This is a genomic window from Sulfitobacter sp. SK012, from assembly GCF_003352085.1.
Lineage (GTDB): Bacteria > Pseudomonadota > Alphaproteobacteria > Rhodobacterales > Rhodobacteraceae > Sulfitobacter.
Window position 1 is genome coordinate 1,294,925 of record NZ_CP025804.1, and the last position, 21,699, is coordinate 1,316,623.

Sequence of the window (21,699 nt, forward strand, 5' to 3'; positions counted from 1 at the left end):
TGATGACCCAAATTGACCCTACCGTGCGGCCACAGCCGTTGGCCGAAGACGCCGCGCCGGAATTTGACCGTGCACTCAGACCGCAGATGCTGTCGGAATTCGTCGGCCAAGCCGAGGCGCGCTCGAATCTGAGTGTGTTCATCCAATCTGCCCGCCAGCGCGGTGAGGCGATGGATCACACGCTGTTTCATGGCCCACCCGGATTGGGCAAGACGACGCTGGCACAGATCATGGCGCGCGAACTGGGCGTGGGGTTCCGCATGACCTCGGGGCCGGTTTTGGCCAAGGCCGGGGATTTGGCGGCGATCCTGACAAACCTCGAAGCGCGCGATGTCCTGTTTATCGACGAAATCCACCGGCTGAACCCGGCCGTCGAAGAAGTGCTCTATCCCGCTCTTGAAGATTTTGAGTTGGATTTGGTGATTGGCGAAGGACCCGCCGCACGCACTGTTCGGATTGAGCTTCAGCCCTTTACGCTTGTTGGGGCCACAACGCGAATGGGCTTGCTGACGACGCCTCTGCGCGACCGTTTTGGCATCCCAACCCGGTTGCAGTTCTATACAGAGGATGAGCTTTTTATCATTGTGGACCGCAACGCGCGCAAATTGGGGGCACCCGCAGATGAGGGCGGTGCACGCGAGATTGCCCGCCGTGCACGCGGCACGCCGCGGATCGCCGGGCGGCTTTTGCGACGGGTTGTGGATTTCGCGGTTGTCGAAGGCGACGGGCGTGTGAGCCAAGAGCTGGCCGATATGGCGCTGACCCGGCTTGGCGTCGATCATCTGGGTTTGGACGGGGCAGACCGGCGTTATCTGACATTGATTGCAGAGAACTACCAAGGTGGGCCCGTGGGCATTGAGACACTGTCAGCAGCGCTATCGGAAAGCCGTGATGCACTAGAAGAGGTGATTGAGCCCTTCTTGCTGCAGCAAGGTCTGATCCAGCGCACGCCGCGTGGTCGGATGTTGGCGGCCAAGGCTTGGACGCATTTGGGAATGGCACCCCCCAAATCGCGAACAGACCTGTTTGGAGCTTAGCATCCCCGCGGTATAGTGCAGGTGGTGCGGTTTATTGAGAGTTGAGAATGGACGTCGAGCAGATTGAAGCGTTGTTTACCCGGGCTGACGGGAGTTTTGCTTTTGCAAGGTGGGGGCGGGCGATCGCGCCGATCGTTTTTGGCGTTGATGACGCGACCTTGGGCGTGGTGAAAGGCGCGATCTCGGCGACTTGCGAGCTTGCTGGTCACGAGATGACCGAGATGGACGCTGAGTTGGGTAGCAACCTGATGATGTTCTTTTTCCGAGACTGGGCCGAGTTGCCTGAGGTGTCGGGCATGGACGGCTTGGTGCCTGATCTGAACGAATTAGTTACCCGGCTTGAGACTGCCGGAGCCAATCAGTACCGGTTTTTTCGCTTTGACAAAGCTGGGGCGATTAAGGCGTGTTTCGTATTCTTGCGAATGGACGAAGAATTGACCGCAGTCCCGGCGCAGACACTCGCGCTCAGCCAAATCGTGCAATCGATGCTGTTGTGGTCTGATGTCGCGTTTCGCGATGCGTCGCCGCTGGCCGTTGCGGGTGATACGACCGTGTTGCGCCCCGATGTCGCTACGTTGGTGCGGGCGGCCTATGATCCAGTTCTGCCAGTGGCGGCGAGCGATCCCGTTCATGCGTTGCGTTTGGCGGCGCGGGTTGGAGTACTGCAATGACACACCAACTTGCGATCCGGGTGTACTATGAAGACACTGACATGGCGGGGATCGTCTATTACGCCAACTATCTGCGTTATATTGAACGAGCACGCAGCGATTGGGTGCGCGAGATCGGGATTGATCAGCTTGAGATGAAGGCGCAAGGCGTGGTCTTTGCTGTGCGCCGGGTTGAGGCCGATTATGTTGCCCCTGCACGGTTCGACGATGAGCTGGTTGTGCGCACCATGCTTGCCAGTATCACACCGGCACGGATGGTGATGGACCAAGAAGTGTGGCGCGGCGAGACGCTGCTGTTTGCCGCAAAGGTGACAATTGTGTGCATCGGGGCGGCCGGCCGACCCGCCCGGTTGCCAGCAAAACTCCGCTTAATGAAAACGTGATGGGCACGTCGCCGCCATAATGCTCGCTTTCCTGATTGCGCTGCGCTAGTTTCGTGTCAAATGGAGCCTGAAAAATCAGGCCCGTGCGGCAGTAGATAAAGAGCAGGACATATGCAGACAGCACTGATAGCAGCCCAAGTTGGCGGCAACATTACCGTTTGGTCGATGTTTGCCGAGGCGACGTTCCTTGTGAAACTAGTAATGATTGGCCTGATAATGGCGTCATTCTGGTCTTGGGCGATCATTGTGCGCAAACTGCGCCAATGCCGTACAGCCCGAGCAGATGCTGCAAAGTTCGATCAAGCGTTTTGGTCAGGTGAGCCTTTGGACGGCCTGTTCGACAGCATCGGTGCTGACCCATCAGGATCCTCCGAGAAAATATTCGCGGCCGGCATGGTTGAATGGCGCAGATCACACCGTGAAGACGGCGGGTTGATCCCTGGGGCCTCGGCGCGCATCGACCGCAGTATGGATGTCGCAATCGCCAAAGAGGCCGAGGCGCTGCAAAAAGGACTGCCGGTTCTAGCGACCGTCGGCTCAACCGCGCCGTTTGTCGGTCTGTTCGGAACGGTTTTCGGGATTATGAACGCCTTTATCGAAATCGCAGAGCAGCAAAACACCAACCTTGCCGTTGTGGCACCGGGCATTGCCGAAGCGCTTTTGGCCACCGGCATGGGGTTGATGGCGGCGATCCCGGCGGTCGTATTCTACAACAAGCTCAGTGCAGATAGTGACCGTATCTTGGGTGGCTATGAGGCATTCGCCGATGAGTTTGCCACTATCCTCAGCCGCCAGTTGGACAGCTGAGCCATGGGGGCAGGGGTTATCAGAAAACAAGGTGGCGGTGGACGCGGACGGCGTCGGGGCCGCAGCCAACCCATGGCAGAGATCAACGTCACGCCATTTGTCGATGTGATGCTGGTGCTGCTGATTATCTTTATGGTCGCGGCACCTCTGTTGACGGTGGGCGTGCCGGTTGAGCTGCCCAAATCGGCAGCATCCGCATTGCCAGCGGAACAAGAAGAGCCGCTAACAGTCACGATTACTGCCGAAGGGTCGGTGCAAATCCAGACCACTGAAACCCCACGCGAAGAGCTGATTGTCAAACTGCGTGCGGTGGCTGCTGAACGTGAAGGTGACCGCGTGTTCTTGCGCGCAGATGGCCGCGTACCTTATTCAGAGGTGATGGAGATCATGGGCGCGCTCAATGCGGGTGGGTTTTCCAACATTGGCCTCGTGACGGATATTGGTGGCCCAACGCTGGACGGCACGGGGAACTAAGACGTGGATACCGGTCATGTCATCTCGGGCGTGGGACATGTCGCCTTGATCGGGTGGGTGCTGTTTGGTGGTGTGTTCAGCTCTAGGCCGGAACCAATTGAGGTGCGCGAGGTCGCTGTGATTTCGGGCGCTGAATTTGACGCGATGACAAAGACTGAGGTGCCGCCGGAGGTGATCACGGATGTCGCCGTGCCAGCCGCCCCCGAGGCGACCCCTGATGCGCCCGAAGTAAGCGCAGCCCCCGAGACGCCTGTAGAAGAAGCGCCTCCTCCGGTGCCGGAGGCGCCTGCCGAAGAGACGCCTCCGGTGGTTGATGAAACACCTGTTACGCCCGTTGTGCCTGAGGATGTGACCGAAGCTCCCGAACCTCCAGCAGATGTGAGCGTTGACGTGCCCGAAGAGGCCGACCGCCCCGTTGAGCGCCCCGCCGATCGTGTCGCCCCAGAAGCCGTCGCCCCAACTGAGCCCGACGTTGTGGAAGACACCGTTGAGACGCCAGCTGTTGTTCCCGAGGACACCGGCGAAACGGTGCAGGACCCGCAAGAGCAAACTGCCCCTCCCGAGGCCACAGACCGCACCGTCACAGAGGCCGATTTGGCCTCGCGATCGGCTCCAACATCATCGCCGCGCCCGCCCGCCCGTCGCCCGGATGCCCCGCGCCCGGAAGTTACTGAGGCACCAGAGCCAGTGGTCGATGTGCCGGTCAACGATGCAGCCGAGAGCGGCGTAGGTGAGACAGATGATGCGGCCGTGCAAGCCGCGCTTGAAGCGGCATTAAGCTCGGTTGAAAATGACGTGCCCCAAGGGCCGCCGCTGACGTCGGGTGAGACAGACAGTTTGCGCCGCGCCGTGCAGCAATGTTGGAACATCGACCAAGGTGCCCAATCTGCGCGGATCATTTTGACAATTGCCTTTTCGCTTAGCCAACAGGGCCAAGTCGTGGATGGCAGCCTGCGAATGATTGAAAACAGTGGCGGCGACAGCGGTGCAGTTGACGCAGCGTTCCAAACCGCGCGCCGTGCGATTTTGCGTTGTCAGAAAAGCGGCTATGATATGCCTGTTGAAAAATACGGCCAATGGAAAGACATCGAGATGACCTTCAACCCTGAAAGGATGCAGATCAGATGAGTAACCGGATTTTGTATATCGTTGTGGCGCTGATCTGCGCGGTCTTTGTGGCGCGCCCTGCTATGGCAGAGCCCTTGCGGATCACCATCGAAGAGGGGGTAATCGAGCCCTTGCCGATTGCGGTGCCATCCTTTCAGGCCGAAACCGGCGAAGCAGGGCAACTTGCCCGCGAAATCGCAAGATTGGTTGTCGAAGATTTAACCGGCACGGGGATTTTCAAAGAAACCCCGGAGAGCGCGTTCATCTCTACGGTGAGTGATTTTAACGCACAAATCCAATACGCGGATTGGAAGGCGATCAATGTTCAGGCGCTTGTCACGGGCGCTGTGTCCGTCACGGGCAGCAACGTGAACGTAAAATTCCGCCTCTATGATGTGTTTTCAGGGGATGAGCTGGGCGGAGGTCTTCAGTTTTCCGGCACGACAGATGGCTGGCGGCGTATGGCGCATAAAGTATCTGACGCGGTTTATTCGCGCATCACCGGCGAGGGCGGGTTTTTCGACAGCCGCGTGGTGTATGTCTCGGAGACAGGGCCAAAGAACCAACGCCAAAAGCGTCTGGCGATCATGGACTATGACGGTGCGAACACGCAGTTCCTGACAGACAGCTCTTCTATTGTGTTGGCCCCGCGGTTTTCACCCACTGGCGACCGGGTGCTTTATACCAGTTACGAGAGCGGTTTTCCGCGTATTTACGTGCTCGATATCGGCTCAGTACAGCGCCGTGTGCTGGAAAGCGCCGAGGGTACGATGAGTTTCGCGCCGAGGTTTTCGCCCTCAGGCGAGACGGTTGTGTTTTCATTGACCCAAGGTGGCAACACGGACATCTACACGATGAATATCAATTCAGGTCAACAAGTGCGCTTGACCAATACCCCCGCAATTGAAACCGCTCCCAGCTTTAGCCCCGATGGCAGCAGGATTGTGTTTGAAAGCGACCGCTCGGGCACGCAGCAGCTCTATGTCATGGCCAACACAGGCGGCGAGGCCACGCGTATTTCCTTTGGAGAAGGGCGCTATGGTACACCTGTTTGGTCCCCACGCGGCGATCTGGTGGCCTTTACCAAGCAAAACGCGGGCCGGTTTCATATTGGCGTGATGCGGTTGGATGGCAGCGAGGAACGGCTGCTGACGGCGTCGTTCTTGGATGAGGGGCCCACATGGGCACCCAACGGTCGGGTGATCATGTTTGCCCGCGAAACCCAAGGCGAAGGCGGCGTGTCTTCTTTGTATTCGGTGGACGTAACGGGCCGCGTGTTGCGCCCTGTACGCACCTCTGAGGGGGGGTCCGACCCGTCTTGGTCTCCTTTGCAGAACTAAGGGGGCGGGCATCACGGCGGCCTTCCCCAAACGGGCGGGGCTGTGTTAAGCTTGACGCAATCAATAACAAATCTTTTTTCCATGAGGCTGAGACTGATGAAATTCACACTTTCCGCGACCCTGCTGATCGGCGCTCTGGCGCTTTCGGCCTGTACGAACCCTGATCGTTTTGGCTCTGATGGTGGGTCGAATGGCACAGGCGCTGGTGCCGGCGTCAACACCGACGTGATCCCGGGCAGTGCTAACGACCCAGCTTCAACCGCCTATTTCCAGCAGGCTGTGGGCGACCGCGTGCTCTTTCAGGTGGACCAATCAACATTGACGGCCGTGGGCCAAACAACCTTGGACGGTCAGGCGACATGGCTGCTGAGTAACGTCGATTATCAGGCGGTAATTGAGGGCCACGCAGACGAACAGGGTACGCGCGACTACAACCTTGCCCTTGGTGCGCGCCGGGCCAATGCCGCACGCGAATACTTGATAGCGCGCGGGGTGCCAGCGGCGCGCTTGCGGGTTGTCAGTTACGGCAAGGAGCGCCCGATTGAGATTTGTTCGAGTGAAGACTGCTATGCAAAGAACCGGCGCGCTGTGACGGTTCTTGCGGGTGGTTTGACCAGCTAAACTCCAACTTTATGAGGTAACGAGTTCATGCGATTTGCCCTGATCATAGCGCTAGGCTTTGGGTTGCTGCCTTTGCAGGTGGCGGCCCAAGATGGCGAAACGCTTGCAGATGTTCGTCAGCAGCTAACCGCCCTGAGCGTTGAAGTGAAAAAGCTTAACCGTGAGCTGTCCACCACCGGTGGCGGTGGTCTGAGTACTTCGGGTGGATCAGTGCTGGACCGCGTGAATGCAATGGAAAGCGAATTGCAGCGTCTGACTTCAAAGACCGAAGAGTTGGAATTCCGCATCAACCGGGTTGTGACAGACGGCACGCGCCAGATAGGCGATCTTGAGTTCCGGCTTGTGGAGCTTGAGGGCGGAGATGTGTCTACCTTAGGTGAAACCTCGACTTTGGGCGGCGAAGGCCAGCCCACGGTAACCGGCCCTGCGCCCACGGGTGTGGATCCAACTACCCAAGGACAACTGGCAGTCAGCGAAGAGGCCGATTTCACGCGGGCGCAGGAGGCGCTCGCAGCGGGTGACTTTCGCGGCGCCGCAGACCAGTTTGCGACCTTCAATCAAACCTACCCAGGCGGGCCGCTAGCTGCAGAAGCCGATTTGCGGCGTGGCGACGCGCTCAATGGTCTATCTGATGTGCGTGAAGCCGCTCGGGCTTATCTGGCCAGTTTTGGAGCCGCACCGACTGGGCCGTTGGCTCCTGAAGCGCTCTATAATTTAGGCGCTGCTTTGGGTGCATTGGACCAAATTGAAGAAGGCTGCGTGACGCTGGGCGAAGTTCCAGCACGCTTCCCGGATTCGGCATTTGCAGCCCAAGCCCAGACGGAAAAGCAGCGGCTTGGTTGTCAGTAGTGCGCTTGCACGACAGTCTAACAAATCAAATGAGACTGGCCTTTGGAGGGAAATTGCCCCCCCGGTTGGGCGTTGCTGTGTCTGGCGGTGGGGATTCCGTTGCATTGCTTTGCCTCGCCAGAGAGATGTGTGCGACCCAAGGAAGCGCTCTTTTTGCGGTAACAGTTGATCATGGGCTTCGCGCTGAATCCACTGACGAGGCGCAGACTGTTGCAACGCTTTGCGAGGAGCTAGGTGTACCGCATGAGGTGTTGCGTTGGGGCATGTGGGATGGCCATGGAAATTTGCAAAACGCGGCCCGCGAGGCGCGCTATGAGCTGATGGGTGATTGGGCCGCGCGGCATGATATCGGGACGGTCGCTTTGGGGCATACCGCTGACGATCAGGCGGAAACCATGCTGATGCGCATCGCGCGCCGCTCTGGTGTTGACGGGCTGTGTGGTATTCCTGCGCGGCAATCACGTCACGGTATTGATTGGGTTCGGCCGTTATTGCAGGCAAAACGGGCTAATCTGCGGACCTATCTGACAGAAAACCATATCAGCTGGGTGGACGACCCCAGCAATGACGACACCGCTTTTGACCGGATCAAGGCCCGCCGCGCGCTGACTGAGCTTGCAGGCCTCGGTATCGATGCAGAGGCGTTTCAGGCCGTTGCCGAAAATATGGTACGTGTTCGCAAGGCTTTAATTTTGCAGACATCTTTGGCCGCACATGATCTGTGCCATTTGGGTGGCGGTGGTGTTTCCATGTGTGCCCGCAAGCTGCTGGCCTTGCCTGACGAAATTAGGCGTCGACTGCTGGTTCAAGCGATCGGCTGGATTACGGGAAATGTGTATCCGGCGCGGCGGGATGCTGTGCTGGGGCTTATGGCCGCACTTGAGCGTGGAACCGGAGCGACTTTGGATGGCTGCCAAGTGACCGTGCATCGCGGTCAGATTTGGATTTTTCGCGAATACCAAGCCGTGCGTCATATGCGCTGTTCGATCGTTGATACATGGGACAACCGCTGGCAATTCCGCAGCGCCGAACCTGTTGTGGATAAAGGTAATCTGGAACTACGTGCATTGGGCGAAGAGGGCCTTGGGCAGTGCGGCGATTGGCGTGCGGTGGGGCTGCCACGTGCGTTGTTGCTGGGGACCCCGTCAGTTTGGGAAGGGGATCATTTGGTTGCTGCTCCGCTGGCAAATCCGGACAATAAATGGCGTGCTGAGCTGGATGGCGGCGAAGAAGCCTTTTTCGCAACACTATTATCTCATTGAACAAACACAACTCGCCCCTATCTTTAGGGTGAGGTCGCGGGCTATAGCTGACCGCAAAAGGACATACGTAGGAGAGTTTCCTTGGGTAATTTTCGCAATCTCGCCTTCTGGGCAGTTTTGCTGCTACTGATTTTGGCGCTATTTAACCTGTTTAACGGGAATAGTGGCGGTCTTCAGAACCGTGAAATCAGCTATTCTGACTTTGTAGGCATGGTTGAGGGCGGTAACGTCAGCAATGTGACGCTCGATGGTGAACAGGTACGTTTCCGTCAGTCTGACGGGGGTGACTATGTTACGATCAAACCGTCAGATGCCGAGATTACTGACCTTTTGATCGCGAATGGTGTGCCATTACGCGCTGAGAAACAGCAAGAATCAGGGCTTCAGGCCTTCTTGATGACGATATTTCCGATCCTTCTGCTGATCGGTGTCTGGATTTTCTTCATGAACCGGATGCAGGGTGGGGGCAAAGGCGGTGCCATGGGCTTTGGTAAGTCCAAGGCCAAGATGTTGACCGAAAAGCATGGCCGGGTGACGTTTGATGACGTGGCCGGTATTGATGAGGCCAAAGAAGAACTCGAAGAGATCGTTGAATTCTTGCGCAACCCGCAGAAATTCTCGCGGTTGGGTGGTAAGATCCCCAAAGGTGCGTTGCTTGAGGGCCCTCCGGGTACCGGTAAAACACTGCTGGCGCGCGCAATTGCGGGCGAGGCTGGCGTCCCTTTCTTCACCATCTCTGGCTCTGATTTTGTTGAGATGTTTGTTGGTGTGGGTGCTTCGCGTGTTCGTGACATGTTCGAGCAAGCCAAGAAAAACGCACCTTGCATCGTGTTCATCGACGAAATTGACGCTGTGGGCCGCTCGCGCGGTGCTGGCTATGGCGGTGGTAACGACGAACGTGAGCAGACGCTGAACCAGTTGCTGGTCGAAATGGACGGTTTTGAAGCCAACGAGGGTGTGATCATCATCGCGGCGACAAACCGTAAGGACGTATTGGACCCCGCATTGCTGCGCCCAGGTCGTTTTGACCGTCAGGTCAGCGTTGGTAACCCCGACATCAAAGGCCGCGAAAAGATCTTGGGTGTACACGCACGCAAGACGCCACTTGGACCCGACGTTGATCTGCGCATTATCGCGCGCGGAACGCCCGGATTTTCGGGTGCTGATTTGGCGAACCTCGTGAACGAAGCTGCCCTTACGGCGGCACGTATCGGGCGTCGTTTTGTTGCAATGATGGATTTCGAATCTGCGAAGGATAAGATCATGATGGGGGCCGAGCGCCGCTCCATGGTCCTGACACAGGAGCAAAAGGAAAAGACCGCCTATCACGAAGCGGGCCACGCGATTGTTGGTATCTCTCTTCCCAAATGCGATCCGGTCTACAAGGCGACGATCATCCCGCGTGGTGGTGCTTTGGGTATGGTGATGAGCCTGCCTGAGATGGACAAGCTGCAGATGTTCAAGGACGAAGCAGAGCAGCGCATTGCCATGACCATGGCAGGCAAAGCGGCAGAAATCCTGAAATACGGCCCTGATGAAGTGTCATCTGGTCCGGTAGGTGACATCATGCAGGCCTCTGCTTTGGCTCGTGCGATGGTGATGCGCTACGGTATGTCCGACAAGGTCGGTAACATCGACTACCAAGAAGCGGCGGCTGGATATCAGGCCAATGGTGGGGCAGGTGGCTTTAGTGTCTCTGCGGCGACCAAGGAACTGATTGAGAGCGAAGTGAAACGGATCATCGATGAAGGCTATGACTTGGCCGCCAAGATTCTGTTGGAGAAGCAGGAAGAGTTTGAACTGCTTGCTCAAGGCTTGCTGGAATACGAAACTCTGACCGGCGATGAGATCAAACGCGTGATTTCTGGCAAACCGCCAACTGATCCTGATGAGGATAACAAACCTGATGAGGGCAATGCACCGTCCGTAACGGCAATCCCGAAAGCCAAAGGTAAAAAATCACCTCCGTCTGGTGGCATGGAGCCTGAGCCGACAGCTTGATCACGAAAACTGATCAGCACATCAAAAAAGATCATGGGCCCCGCAGCACGCGGGGCCTTTTCTTTTGTGAAATTGCTTTGCAAAGTCACACGGATCAATAAGGAAGTGTCAGATGCCCGCATTGAAACCTACAGAGTATTACGCAACGATAACTTGGCTGGGTGTTGTGCCTGCGCAGCCCAACGGCATTCAGGCCGTCGCGCGGGACATGGTCGAGGCGCGCTTTGCTGGGTTTGAAGGGGAAGTCGTGCATACAGGCCAGACACGTCCGTCTTGTGTTCGTGTCACCGCGCAACATCCACGTGGTACCGAAATCCGAAATGTGCGCCAACTGTCTGTGATATCCGCCGAAGAGCTTGCCTTGATCGCAGGCGATATTGACGTAGATACGCTGGATCCTGCGTTGTTGGGCGCGTCGATGGTCATAAGCGGGATACCCAACTTCACCCATGTCCCGCCCAATGCGCGGCTTCAGGGGCCGTCGGGTGCTACCATCACTGTCGATATGGAAAACCGACCCTGCATTTTGCCGGGCAAAGAGATCGAGGCAGAGGCTCCGGGCCATGGCGCGAGGTTCAAGGCCGCCGCAAAGCATCGCCGCGGTGTGACCGCTTGGGTCGAGCGCGAGGGGCGCTTTGCCATCGGAGACCGTCTGCGGCTGCATGTTCCCGATCAGCCTGCGTGGGCGCATCTTTGATCACAGACCCCCGTCAAATAGATGAGTATTGATCCCCGCGCGGTTATGGCCGCACGCAATAATGCAGATCTTTATGCCGCGATGTTTACGTCCCATGGTTTGCGGTTTGAGCGATTTGATTTTGCCTTTGTTGGCAAAGATCAGCCACCGCCATACTACGGGAACCTGACAGTGGTGTCGCCGGATCATGAAGCGGAGGTGATCCTACAGATCAAGGAGTTTGCAGTCGATTTTGGCGGTACCGTCAGCCTCAAAGACAGTTTTTGCCAACTCGATCTGACCGCAAACGGATTTAAGACATTGTTTGAGGCCTCGTGGTTTTGGCGAGGTGCGGATAGCACACCACCAACGAGCGATTGGCGACAAATTGACACCGTGGCCGACTTAGAGCTTTGGGAGCAGGCGTGGAAAGCGTCAGGATCGCCGACGCCGGACCGCATGTTTCACGAGACGTTACTGAAAGACCCGGATGTGGTTTTCCTGGGCCGCAAGGCAGATGGCGTGTTTGATGCGGGCTGCATCGCGAACCGGTCTCGCGACTGTATGGGCGTTTCAAATGTGTTTTCGTGCATACCGTCCGAGCACATATTTGCTCAGGCCAGTGCCGCAGTGTCGGCACTTGAGCCGGGGCTGCCGCTTGTGGGGTACGGCGCAGATGACGCTCTTGAAGCCGCGCAGGAAGCTGGGTTCACGGACGTGGGCGCATTGCGTGTTCTGGCAACAAGAGCTGCGGATTTCTGAGCATTTGGCCCGATACCGGATGATCTGCTTTTCGGCTAAAATCAGCTTTGTCGTTTCCAAAAGGAAATCCCAATAGCCTCTCTCGCCGCATCAAGGGGTGGAAATGTCGGAAATGCACCGCGTTATTATGCCGCCGGCGCTGTATGGATGGCGCAGCACAAAGCGTAACACGGGGAACTTTACCATGGCTTTCAAGACTGACATCCAAATTGCACGCGAAGCGACCAAGAAACCGATCCAGGAGATCGGTCAAAAGCTTGGTATCTCCTCGGATGATCTGCTGCCCTACGGCCACGACAAGGCGAAAGTATCGCAGTCGTTCATCAACTCCGTTCAGGACAAACCGAATGGCAAGCTGATCTTGGTCACGGCGATCAATCCGACACCTGCGGGCGAGGGTAAGACCACAACCACAGTTGGTCTGGGCGACGGTCTGAACCGCATTGGCAAGAATGCCGCTGTGTGTATCCGCGAGGCATCTTTGGGCCCGAACTTTGGGATGAAGGGCGGCGCTGCAGGCGGCGGGTATGCTCAGATCGTGCCAATGGAAGAAATGAACCTGCACTTCACAGGCGATTTCCATGCGATCACCTCGGCGCACTCCCTTTTGTCGGCAATGGTCGATAACCACATCTATTGGGGCAATGAGCTTGAGATCGACACGCGCCGCGTTGTTTGGCGCCGGGTTGTGGACATGAACGACCGCGCATTGCGCCAGATCACGGCCTCGCTTGGCGGCGTCTCGAATGGCTTCCCGCGTGAAACGGGTTTCGACATTACTGTGGCGTCCGAAGTCATGGCGATTTTGTGCCTGGCCAATAACCTTACTGATTTGCAAACCCGTCTGGGTAATATGATTGTGGCTTATCGCCGCGACCGCACGCCTGTCTATGCTCGCGACATCAAAGCTGATGGTGCGATGACTGTACTGTTGAAAGACGCGATGCAGCCAAACCTTGTTCAGACGCTCGAGAATAACCCTGCGTTTGTGCATGGCGGTCCGTTTGCGAATATCGCGCATGGCTGTAACTCGGTGATTGCAACGACAACTGCCCTGAAACTGGCGGATTATGTTGTGACCGAAGCAGGCTTTGGTGCTGATTTGGGTGCAGAAAAGTTCATGAACATCAAATGCCGCAAGGCGGGTCTTGCCCCGTCCTGCGTGGTCGTGGTGGCCACTGTGCGTGCGATGAAGATGAACGGCGGCGTTGCCAAAGCTGATCTGGGCAATGAGAACGTTGATGCGGTCAACAATGGCTGTGCAAACCTTGGGCGTCATATCGAGAATATGAAGTCCTTTGGCGTGCCTGTTGTTGTGGCAATCAACCACTTTGTCACGGACACCGATGCCGAAGTGCAAGCAGTCAAGGATTACGTCAAAAGCCAAGGCTCAGAGGCGATCTTGTCACGCCATTGGGAGTTGGGCTCCGAAGGGTCCGCCGATCTGGCGACCCGCGTAGCTGAAATCGCTGATGGTGACAGCGCGAACTTCGCTCCACTTTATCCTGATGAAATGCCACTGTTCCAAAAGATCGAAACTGTGGCCAAGCGTATCTACCGCGCTGACGAAGTCCTTGCCGATCAGAAGATCCGCAACCAACTCAAGGATTGGGAAGATCAAGGATACGGCAATCTGCCGGTTTGTATGGCCAAGACGCAATACAGCTTTACCACCGACCCAGACCGTCGCGGCGCGCCTACAGGCTTTAGCGTTCCGGTGCGTGAAGTGCGTCTGTCAGCGGGTGCAGGCTTTATTGTCGTCATCTGTGGTGAGATCATGACAATGCCCGGTCTGCCACGCGTTCCATCAGCTGAAAACATCAAGCTAAATGCAGAAGGCGAAGTCGAAGGGTTGTTCTAAGCTCTACAAACAACACGCAAAGGGCAGGTTCGCTTGTCCTTTGCGTGAAATCCGGTCAGCTTGACGCGGAACAACAAAAGGACTGTCTCATGATCAGGTTTACGCTCGCCATCGCTGCTTTTTTCGCCACATCAACTTTGGTAACGGCCAGTGATGACCTCGTTGGCTACTATTATCCTGAGATCACGTCCGAAGAGAACTTTGATCGTTTGATCCGAGATGAAGACAACAGCAGCAAATCTGTTCGTGTTGATTTCGTAAATCAAATTACGAATGCACAGCTGGATTCTCCTGAAAGCCCGCGCTTTGTCTTTTTTGCAAAAGGCAATGATGCGTCGACGCTGATTTTGACCGCATTGGATGACGATGTGCTCTCAACGCTATACCGCGCCCGCGCCATCATGGCACAATTGACGGTTTCAGTGCGGCAAAACGGGTTTTACCAACAAGAAGAACTGCAAGATGTTGTCACGTTCTATGACCTGCTGCAGTTAATGCATTTCGAAGAACTACTGATCACGGATGGCGAAACTTGGACCCACCGGGTCAACTTTAAAAGATAACGAGGGCTATAGAATGACGGCAAAACTCATCGACGGCAAAGAATTTGCAAGCCGCGTGCGCGCGCAAGTGGGTCAGCATGTGACCCGACTGAAAGCTGATCACAACATCACGCCGGGGCTGGCAGTGGTTTTGGTCGGCGAAGACCCCGCAAGCCAAGTTTACGTGCGTTCCAAAGGCAAGATGACGCTTGAGGTGGGCATGAAGTCAGTTGAGCACAAGCTGGACGTAGAGACAGCACAGGACGTGTTGTTGGCGTTGATTGAGAAGCTCAACAATGATCCCGAAATCCACGGTATTTTGGTACAACTGCCGCTGCCCAAGCACTTGGACGAGGATCTGGTGATCAACGCGATCAACCCGGCCAAGGATGTGGACGGCTTTCATATCTCGAACGTTGGATTGCTGGGTACTGGCCAAAAATCCATGGTGCCTTGTACGCCGTTGGGATGTTTGATGATGCTTCGTGATCATCACGGCAGCATCTCTGGCATGAATGCGGTTGTAATCGGACGAAGCAATATCGTCGGAAAACCCATGGCGCAGCTGTTGTTGGGTGATAGTGCGACTGTTACAATTGCACATAGCCGGACCAAAGATTTGGCTGACGTGGTGCGCCGCGCTGATATCGTTGTGGCGGCTGTAGGGCGACCGGAAATGGTGCCTGGCGACTGGATCAAACCCGGCGCAACTGTGATTGATGTTGGCATCAACCGTCTTGATGCCCCTGAAAAGGGCGAAGGCAAAACCAAGCTGGTTGGCGACGTGGATTTCGCAAGCTGTGCTGCGGTTGCGGGTGCGATCACGCCGGTTCCGGGTGGTGTTGGGCCGATGACCATCGCGTGTCTCTTGGCCAACACGGTCACGGCCTGTTGCCGTGCGAATGGTCTGGAAGAGCCCGAAGGGCTGACCGCCTAAACTTTAGGCAGAAATAGGCACCATTGTGCCTTGCAAGATAGCGATCAGGGTCTTTGCGCCCTGATCGAACGCATGTACCTCGGCCGTTACAACACACAGCCGCTTGCCGGGTTTGATCACGCGGCCTGTGGCGACCAAAAGGTCTCCGCGTGCCGGGGCCAACAGGTTGATCTTGATTTCAGATGTCACAACCTCTTGGTCAAGGGGCAGCATGGTCAGCGCTGCATAACCGGCCGCGGAATCTCCGATGGAAAAGGTTAATCCCGCGTGGCCAAAGCCCTGTTGTTGCAGCGCACCGGGTAGAATGGGGGCGCTGATGCGCACCAGGCCAGCCTCGACATGCGTACATTCGGCCCCAAAAGTAACCATCATATTTTGCGCCGTGAAACTGCGGTGAATGCGGGCAATTGCATCTGGCTGCATCAGGCGTTCCTTGGCATGGGGATTGTAACGGGGTTGGGTCCCGTGAGAATAGCGTGGGCATCCTTCGCCATCAAGCTGCACAGTGCGTCTGATGTGCTGCGCAAGCCCCCGGTATATGTGCCGTATGCGGGCATGATGAGCCGGTCGCGATCAATCAAAAATGCGGGCCGGGAGATGCTGCGCCCGCGTGCTTTCACACTAGCTTTGGGGTGGTAATGGCCGGATATCTCACCCGTAGCACCGGCCTCTGCGATATGGCGAAAGGTCAGCGGCCCAAGCGCAAATTCCGCCAGATGCGTGCCGCCAAAGCTGATGGGGCCGGGATCATGGTTTCCTTCAATCCAGACCCAACGGCGACCAGCCTGAAGCCGAATGATCCACAACCTTTCGTGCTCTGGCAGAGTGTTTGCAGCCATCAGATCATCGAAACTGTCGCCGAGGCAGATCACTTGAGTGGCTCCAGTAACCTCAAGATCATGGGCTAGCCTGTCCAGCGTGTCGTATGTCTCGTAGGGGGGCAGGGTCGCACCACCGCGCCGTGCAATCCGGTCGGACTTGCCCAGATGCAGGTCACTCACCACCAACAACGCTTCATCAGGCCACCATAGTGCTCCTGAGCCAAGTGCGCTTAAATGTGCGCCACATAGAGAAAGATCGACGCTGTTCATTCTTTGTTCATGAGCTGGTTGGCTTCTATTTGCAAGAGGATCTGATCGTTAGAAACCGGCACGCCAGCGCGGCTTGTCTGACGGCGCAGGAGAGATTTGCGCCAGACCGGATGTTTGCATCAGCCGCGCGGATTCTTCGGCCAACAGGCGTTCCTCGGCATCCCCTTTGACGGGGACGCGGCCCATTTCCAAAAACAGCGGGGCGGCTAAAGGCGTTACATGCGCCAGCGTGCGATGATCGATGCGGTCGCCAATGCGAGTGATCATTTCTTCGATGCGGCCAAAATCAATGAGGCCCCGAAGCGCTTCTTCGCGGGTTATATCCAGCATTAGATGCTCTGGATCATAGCGGAAAAGTGTGTCGTAAAGTATGTCAGAGCTGAACGTCGCCTGCCGCCCCGATTTCCGCGCTTGTGGCGCGTTTCTCTCAATCAGGCCAGCTATGGTTGCCGAGGCGCGAAAGGTGCGTTTCATCACCGCGTTGCCCGCCAGCCATGTCTCCAACCCGTCTTGCAGCGCATCCAGATCGAACAGAGGGGTAGGATCGGTGACAGCGTCCAACCCCCAGATCAACGTGGCATAGTCGGTCGCGACAAAACCCAATGGGTTCAGCCCAATTTCTTCCATCCGTTTCGTGAGGAGCAACCCTAAGGTTTGTTGCCCGTTGCGCCCTGCAAAGCCATAAATCACGGTCTGTTCGCGCCCTTCATGGGGGAAGCTCTCAATCAGCAAGCGACCCGGTTGCGGCAGCTGACTGACGTCGCGCTGAAGCTGCAGCCACTGGGCTGTGTGGTCGGGTAATTCGGGCCAATTATCTTGGGCGAATATTCGTTGCACGCGCGCCGACAATTGGGTGGAAGTGGCGAATTTTGTGCCCATGAAGGTGGCGATCTTGGGCTTTTTGGCCGCATCGCGCGAAACTTCAACAGTCATCTCGCGCAGGCCTTCGTACTTCACAACCCGCCCGCCGATCAGAAACGTATCACCAGGGGTGAGTGACGCGGCAAAGCTTTCTTCGATTTCGCCCAGGGGCTTGCCACCGCGGCTTCGCCGCATACGAACTTTGAGTGTGTCAGTGTCCTGAATGGTGCCGATGTTCATACGAATGCGCTGCGTGGAACGCGGGTCCCGGAGGTGCCAGAGGCCATCCTGCTCAACCAATTTTTGCCAGCGATCATAAGCACGCAGAGAGTAGCCACCGGTGGCACAAAAATCGAGACAGGCGTCAAATTCAGCGCGAGACAGGGCGCAGTAGGCACCCGCTGATGTGACTTCGGCAAACAACTCGTCTGCAACGAAGGGCCCGGCGCAGGCTGCGATGAGGATATGCTGGCACAAGACATCCCGCGGGCCGGGTCCGCGTGGATCGCCGTCCAAGTCTCCGGCTAATACAGCGTCGAGGGCGGCGACACATTCGACCACTTCAAATCGGTTTGCGGGCACCAAGAGAGCTTTGGATGGGGCATTGTAGCGATGATTGGCGCGCCCGATCCGTTGCACCAAACGTTTGACGTTTTTGGGCGCGCCAATTTGGATGACGAGGTCGACATCACCCCAGTCGATCCCCAGATCAAGTGAGCCGGTGCAGACAATTGCGCGCAAATCACCGCGCACCATCGCGGCCTCGACCCGCGCGCGTTGGACCTTGTCGAGACTACCGTGGTGGATGCCGATCGGCAGGCTGTCTTCGTTGGCGAGCCAGAGTTTGTGGAAAAAGATTTCGGCCTGCGCGCGGGTGTTGTGGAAAATCAGCGTGGTGTTGTGTTGACGCACATGATCAAGCACCGCCGGGATCGCATAGGCCGCCCCACCGCCCGACCACGGCGGTGCCTCGGGCGTTGTCAGCATTTGGATATCCGGAGCAGGGCCGGGATCAGCGCGCAGGATTTCGCACGGATCGGGGTGGCGGGCCATGAAATGTGCAATGGCGTCGGGGTCTTCAACCGTGGCGCTCAGGCCGACGCGCTTGAGGGCGGGGCACAAGGTCTGAAGCCGCGTCAACGCCAGCATCATTTGATCGCCGCGTTTGGAGTCCGCGAGGGCATGGATTTCATCAATCACAACGCGCTTGAGACCCTTAAACATATGCGCGGCGTCTGGATAGCTGACCAACAAAGCAAGGCTTTCTGGGGTGGTTAGGAAGATGTTTGGTGGGTCAGCGCGCTGGCGTTTGCGTCGCGATTGAGGTGTGTCGCCGGTTCGTTCATCAATCGTGATCGGCAGGGACATTTCCGTGACAGGGGTGGTCAGATTGCGTTTGATATCCGCAGCAAGCGCCTTGAGCGGAGAGATGTAGAGCGTGTGCATGCCTTTGTGATTGCCATCGGCCAGATCAATCAGGGTCGGCAGAAACCCAGACAACGTCTTGCCGCCGCCGGTTGGCGCAATCAGCAGTAGGGCCGGGGCATCTGCCCGATCCAGCATGGTTCGCTGATGGGGGTGGATGGACCAGCCTTTGGTGGCGAACCATTCCGTAAATTTGGGGGGCAGGTCGTGCATGAAGCGGAGTGTAGCGCGTACACGCAGCGGGGCCAGCCTCGATTGCAGATCGGGTTGTCACGCCCTTTGCCATTTTTACCCGGAGGCTCTTATTTCCGTGGTTTCAGCGCGGCAAGATTGTTCATGATCGTTTTAGGCAGGGATAAATCTGCGCTGCCTGGTGCTGCATCAAGGGCGCTGGCGACATCTTTGACGAGGATGGCGATCGTGTTTTCATCCGCAAAGCCGTCACGGGCAAATTCGATGTTATCAAAGCCCGAGGCCAGCCAGTTTTGACCCGATGACGTATGGATCAGGTCCAGAAGTTTTTCCGAATCCAGTTCAGCCTCATCAGCCCAATCAAGGACAAGTCGCGTCATTGCCGTGTGGGACGCAGCAAGTAGGTTATTGAGCACCTTCGCTTGCATGCCATTGCCGTATTTCCCCATGCGGTGGAAATGTTTGCCCATCGCATCAAAGAGCGGCTGGGCCGCGTCGATCGAGAGTTCGTCTCCGCCCAGCATAAAGCTGAGGCGCGCCTCTTGGGCAGCGATCTGTGCGCCGGACATCGGCGCGTCGATGAGGCTGATGTGTTTCGGCATGCGGTCGCGCAGATCGCGAACGTAAACCGGGGACAGGGTGGAGCAGATGATCACCGTGCTGAGCTTGGGGGCGGTCGCAAAATTTTGGACGCCAAACAGCACATCTTCGGTTTGAGGAATGTCGCGCACGACGGAGATCAGTGTCTCCAACGGCTGGGCAAAGGCCGTGGCGTCATGTGTGACATGCGGCTGGTCTCCAGGTGCAATGTCATAGCCCATCGCATGGATGTTAGCAGCGCGCAAAGCGGCAAGCATTGGTCCACCCATGCGCCCACAGCCTGCTACGCCAACGCCGGTCAGGCGATGCGTTGGATAGCTCACTTGATGATAACTTCGTCTTTGACGAACATGTTAGCCCAAGCCCGGTCCACCAAGGCGGGAGACATCTGATAAGGAATGCCCTCAAAATCACAGATCGAAATCATCTGATCGATCAGGAATATCGGCTGATAGTTTGCGTAAAAATTGTCGATGGTCGGGTATTTTACCTTCAAAAGATGCACCAGCGTCGCTTCATCCAGTGCCATTTTGCGTTTTTTAGCGACCATGGCAAAAATCTTGAGGAAGTTAGCTTGGTTCGGACCGTCGATCTTGATCTTGAAGAAAATCCGGCGCAGAGCCGCTTGGTCAAAAATCTCGTTGGGGTGAAAGTTGGTAGAGAAGATGACAAGCGTGTCAAAAGGGACCTCGAACTTTTCACCTGATTGCAGCGAGAGGATATCCTTGGATTCTTCAAGCGGAACGATCCAACGGTTCACAAGGCTCTGTGGAGGCTCAGCCTGACGGCCAAGGTCGTCCACGATAAAGATACCACCAGTGGATTTCAGTTGTAGCGGTGCCTGGTAGGTCCGCGCGGTCGGATTGTACACCAGATCAAGCATCGACAGCGAGAGTTCACCGCCGGTGATCACGGTAGGGCGCTCACAGCAGACATAGCGCGCGTCAAATCGGGTGACGCGGCGCAGTGAGTTTGGATCTTGTTCGGTTTGTGCAACCTCGCTGTGGACGATTGGATCATAAACAGTGATGACTTGCGAAGCGTATTCGATCGCGCGCGGAACGTAGACTTGATCGCCAAGAGCGTCTCGTATCCCATTGGAAATACTGGATTTCCCGTTTCCGGGTGGGCCGTACATGAGGATCGAACGTCCGGCCGAAACAGCTGGGCCTAATTGATCAAGCAGCATGTCAGGCAACACAAGATGACCCATGGCACCAGTGAGTTGCGCGCGCGTGATTTGCATATTGCGCACGGATTGGCGTTTGACCTGTTCGCGGTAAACTTCGAGCGGAACCGGCATGGCACCAAAATATTCGGATTGTGCAAGGGCATCAAGCGCGCGCGCCTTGCCAGCATCGGTGAGCTGGTAGCCCATTTCGTTGCCGTTTTGTGCATTCAGCGTGCCCGTCGCTTCGAGCAAACGCTGGGTACGGGCCATGTCGACCAGTTCCTGCGTCACTTGAATGGGCAGACAAATTGCTGCGCTCAGTTCACTGACCAAATCCACGTTCTTGCGAAAGATTGTTTTGAGGAGGATGTCGCGCATCATAACGATGGGAAGTTTCATATCCTCAATCGTGCGCGGGGGCGGTGGTGCGACGACTGCGCTGGACTGCATATTCATCTAAAAACCCTCTTTCGTGTTCAATGATCGGGGTAGGTGCTGCGTTGAACGCAGATTAGTGGGGGAAAATGGCCAAATTCAGGCCCCGTGAGAAAATCCAAGTATCAAATAGAGTGCCAATGTTGTGCCAAGAGCGAGCCCCATGGGGAATTTCTTACCTTGATTCCAGCTTTGCCAATTTGGCGCGAGGCGGCGCAGGGGCGAGTATTTTGCGGCGCGGTGAGTCAGGGCTGCGGCCAATAAAGTTGCCGTGAAGAGTGCCATCAACAAGCGTAGATCACCGATGGCAATGAAAGGTGCAGCGGCGGCGGCGAATTTACTGTCGCCGGCCCCCATGACACCTGCGGCATTCAACACGATGCCGACAACCAGAACGATTGCCATACTCAGAAGACGCCACAGATAAAGATCAAATGGCAGAGCAATCAGGCCGATAACCACAAAAACCATAGCCAATGCGATCACCGCCTGATTGGTGATGCGCATTTCTTTCATGTCGGTAAAGGCGACATAAAAACAGATGGGCAAAACGAAGGGCAAGAACCACATCGCCTCATAGGTCGTAAGGGTCAT

The 21,699-nt window shown here is 56.6% G+C and carries 22 protein-coding genes; 16 read left to right on the forward strand and 6 right to left on the reverse strand.

Annotated features, from left to right (window positions below; all coding sequences use genetic code 11):
* Positions 1–2 precede the first annotated feature (2 nt).
* From ruvB to folD, 16 genes are all read left to right on the forward strand, one after another.
* The gene (gene ruvB / locus C1J03_RS06380; RefSeq protein WP_114888881.1) at positions 3–1,037 is read left to right on the forward strand and encodes a Holliday junction branch migration DNA helicase RuvB; all 1,035 of its coding nucleotides are present in this window, start codon (positions 3–5) and stop codon (positions 1,035–1,037) included.
* A gap of 47 nt (positions 1,038–1,084) precedes the next feature.
* Positions 1,085–1,708 carry a hypothetical protein gene (locus tag C1J03_RS06385; RefSeq protein WP_114884793.1) on the forward strand — a complete coding sequence of 208 codons (624 nt, stop codon included), beginning with the start codon at positions 1,085–1,087 and terminating at the stop codon, positions 1,706–1,708.
* Positions 1,705–2,091 (forward strand): tol-pal system-associated acyl-CoA thioesterase, encoded by a 387-nt coding sequence (gene ybgC / locus C1J03_RS06390; RefSeq protein WP_114884795.1) that lies wholly within the window; start codon positions 1,705–1,707, stop codon positions 2,089–2,091. Before C1J03_RS06385 ends, ybgC begins: the two co-directional genes overlap by 4 nt.
* A gap of 111 nt (positions 2,092–2,202) precedes the next feature.
* Positions 2,203–2,898, forward strand: coding sequence for a protein TolQ (tolQ, locus tag C1J03_RS06395; RefSeq protein ID WP_114884797.1), 696 nt, complete (start codon positions 2,203–2,205; stop codon positions 2,896–2,898).
* Positions 2,899–2,901: 3 nt separating this feature from the next.
* Positions 2,902–3,372 (forward strand): protein TolR, encoded by a 471-nt coding sequence (tolR, locus tag C1J03_RS06400; protein ID WP_114884799.1) that lies wholly within the window; start codon positions 2,902–2,904, stop codon positions 3,370–3,372.
* A gap of 3 nt (positions 3,373–3,375) precedes the next feature.
* Positions 3,376–4,500, forward strand: coding sequence for an energy transducer TonB (locus C1J03_RS06405; protein WP_114884801.1), 1,125 nt, complete (start codon positions 3,376–3,378; stop codon positions 4,498–4,500).
* Positions 4,501–4,562: 62 nt separating this feature from the next.
* Entirely contained in the window at positions 4,563–5,819 is a 1,257-nt protein-coding gene (gene tolB, locus C1J03_RS06410; RefSeq protein ID WP_441351133.1) for a Tol-Pal system beta propeller repeat protein TolB, read from the forward strand.
* A 96-nt stretch (positions 5,820–5,915) separates the two neighbouring features.
* On the forward strand, positions 5,916–6,440 hold the full coding sequence (gene pal / locus C1J03_RS06415) for a peptidoglycan-associated lipoprotein Pal (protein WP_114884805.1): 525 nt from the start codon (positions 5,916–5,918) through the stop codon (positions 6,438–6,440).
* Positions 6,441–6,467: 27 nt separating this feature from the next.
* Positions 6,468–7,289: a tol-pal system protein YbgF gene (ybgF, locus tag C1J03_RS06420; RefSeq protein WP_114884807.1), complete on the forward strand. Its 822-nt coding sequence runs from the start codon at positions 6,468–6,470 to the stop codon at positions 7,287–7,289.
* Positions 7,290–7,342: 53 nt separating this feature from the next.
* Complete coding sequence (gene tilS, locus C1J03_RS06425) at positions 7,343–8,551, forward strand: tRNA lysidine(34) synthetase TilS (RefSeq protein ID WP_254694199.1); 1,209 nt, start codon at positions 7,343–7,345, stop codon at positions 8,549–8,551.
* Between the two features lie 81 nt (positions 8,552–8,632).
* A complete protein-coding gene (gene ftsH / locus C1J03_RS06430; RefSeq protein ID WP_114884809.1) occupies positions 8,633–10,552 on the forward strand; it encodes an ATP-dependent zinc metalloprotease FtsH in 1,920 nt (639 codons plus the stop codon).
* A 112-nt stretch (positions 10,553–10,664) separates the two neighbouring features.
* Positions 10,665–11,249, forward strand: a complete 585-nt coding sequence (locus C1J03_RS06435; RefSeq protein WP_114884812.1) for an MOSC domain-containing protein — start codon at positions 10,665–10,667, stop codon at positions 11,247–11,249.
* 21 nt (positions 11,250–11,270) lie between these two features.
* Positions 11,271–11,990 (forward strand): hypothetical protein, encoded by a 720-nt coding sequence (locus C1J03_RS06440; protein WP_162798464.1) that lies wholly within the window; start codon positions 11,271–11,273, stop codon positions 11,988–11,990.
* Between the two features lie 184 nt (positions 11,991–12,174).
* Entirely contained in the window at positions 12,175–13,851 is a 1,677-nt protein-coding gene (locus C1J03_RS06445) for a formate--tetrahydrofolate ligase (protein ID WP_114888883.1), read from the forward strand.
* An 89-nt stretch (positions 13,852–13,940) separates the two neighbouring features.
* Positions 13,941–14,414, forward strand: coding sequence for a hypothetical protein (locus C1J03_RS06450; protein ID WP_114884816.1), 474 nt, complete (start codon positions 13,941–13,943; stop codon positions 14,412–14,414).
* A 13-nt stretch (positions 14,415–14,427) separates the two neighbouring features.
* The gene (gene folD, locus C1J03_RS06455; RefSeq protein ID WP_114884818.1) at positions 14,428–15,330 is read left to right on the forward strand and encodes a bifunctional methylenetetrahydrofolate dehydrogenase/methenyltetrahydrofolate cyclohydrolase FolD; all 903 of its coding nucleotides are present in this window, start codon (positions 14,428–14,430) and stop codon (positions 15,328–15,330) included.
* Positions 15,331–15,333: 3 nt separating this feature from the next.
* Here the strand turns inward: folD and C1J03_RS06460 are convergent, their stop codons facing one another.
* From C1J03_RS06460 to C1J03_RS06485, 6 genes are all read right to left on the reverse strand, one after another.
* Positions 15,334–15,753, reverse strand: coding sequence for a PaaI family thioesterase (locus tag C1J03_RS06460; protein WP_114884820.1), 420 nt, complete (start codon positions 15,751–15,753; stop codon positions 15,334–15,336).
* On the reverse strand, positions 15,753–16,421 hold the full coding sequence (gene pdeM, locus C1J03_RS06465; RefSeq protein WP_114884821.1) for a ligase-associated DNA damage response endonuclease PdeM: 669 nt from the start codon (positions 16,419–16,421) through the stop codon (positions 15,753–15,755). Before pdeM ends, C1J03_RS06460 begins: the two co-directional genes overlap by 1 nt.
* Positions 16,422–16,469: 48 nt before the next feature.
* Positions 16,470–18,920, reverse strand: coding sequence for a ligase-associated DNA damage response DEXH box helicase (locus tag C1J03_RS06470; protein WP_114884823.1), 2,451 nt, complete (start codon positions 18,918–18,920; stop codon positions 16,470–16,472).
* An 89-nt stretch (positions 18,921–19,009) separates the two neighbouring features.
* A complete protein-coding gene (locus tag C1J03_RS06475) occupies positions 19,010–19,822 on the reverse strand; it encodes an NAD(P)-dependent oxidoreductase (protein ID WP_254694200.1) in 813 nt (270 codons plus the stop codon).
* Complete coding sequence (locus tag C1J03_RS06480; protein WP_114884825.1) at positions 19,819–21,126, reverse strand: ATPase; 1,308 nt, start codon at positions 21,124–21,126, stop codon at positions 19,819–19,821. The genes C1J03_RS06475 and C1J03_RS06480 overlap by 4 nt, the downstream gene beginning before the upstream one ends.
* A gap of 78 nt (positions 21,127–21,204) precedes the next feature.
* On the reverse strand, positions 21,205–21,699 hold the full coding sequence (locus C1J03_RS06485; RefSeq protein WP_114884827.1) for a prepilin peptidase: 495 nt from the start codon (positions 21,697–21,699) through the stop codon (positions 21,205–21,207).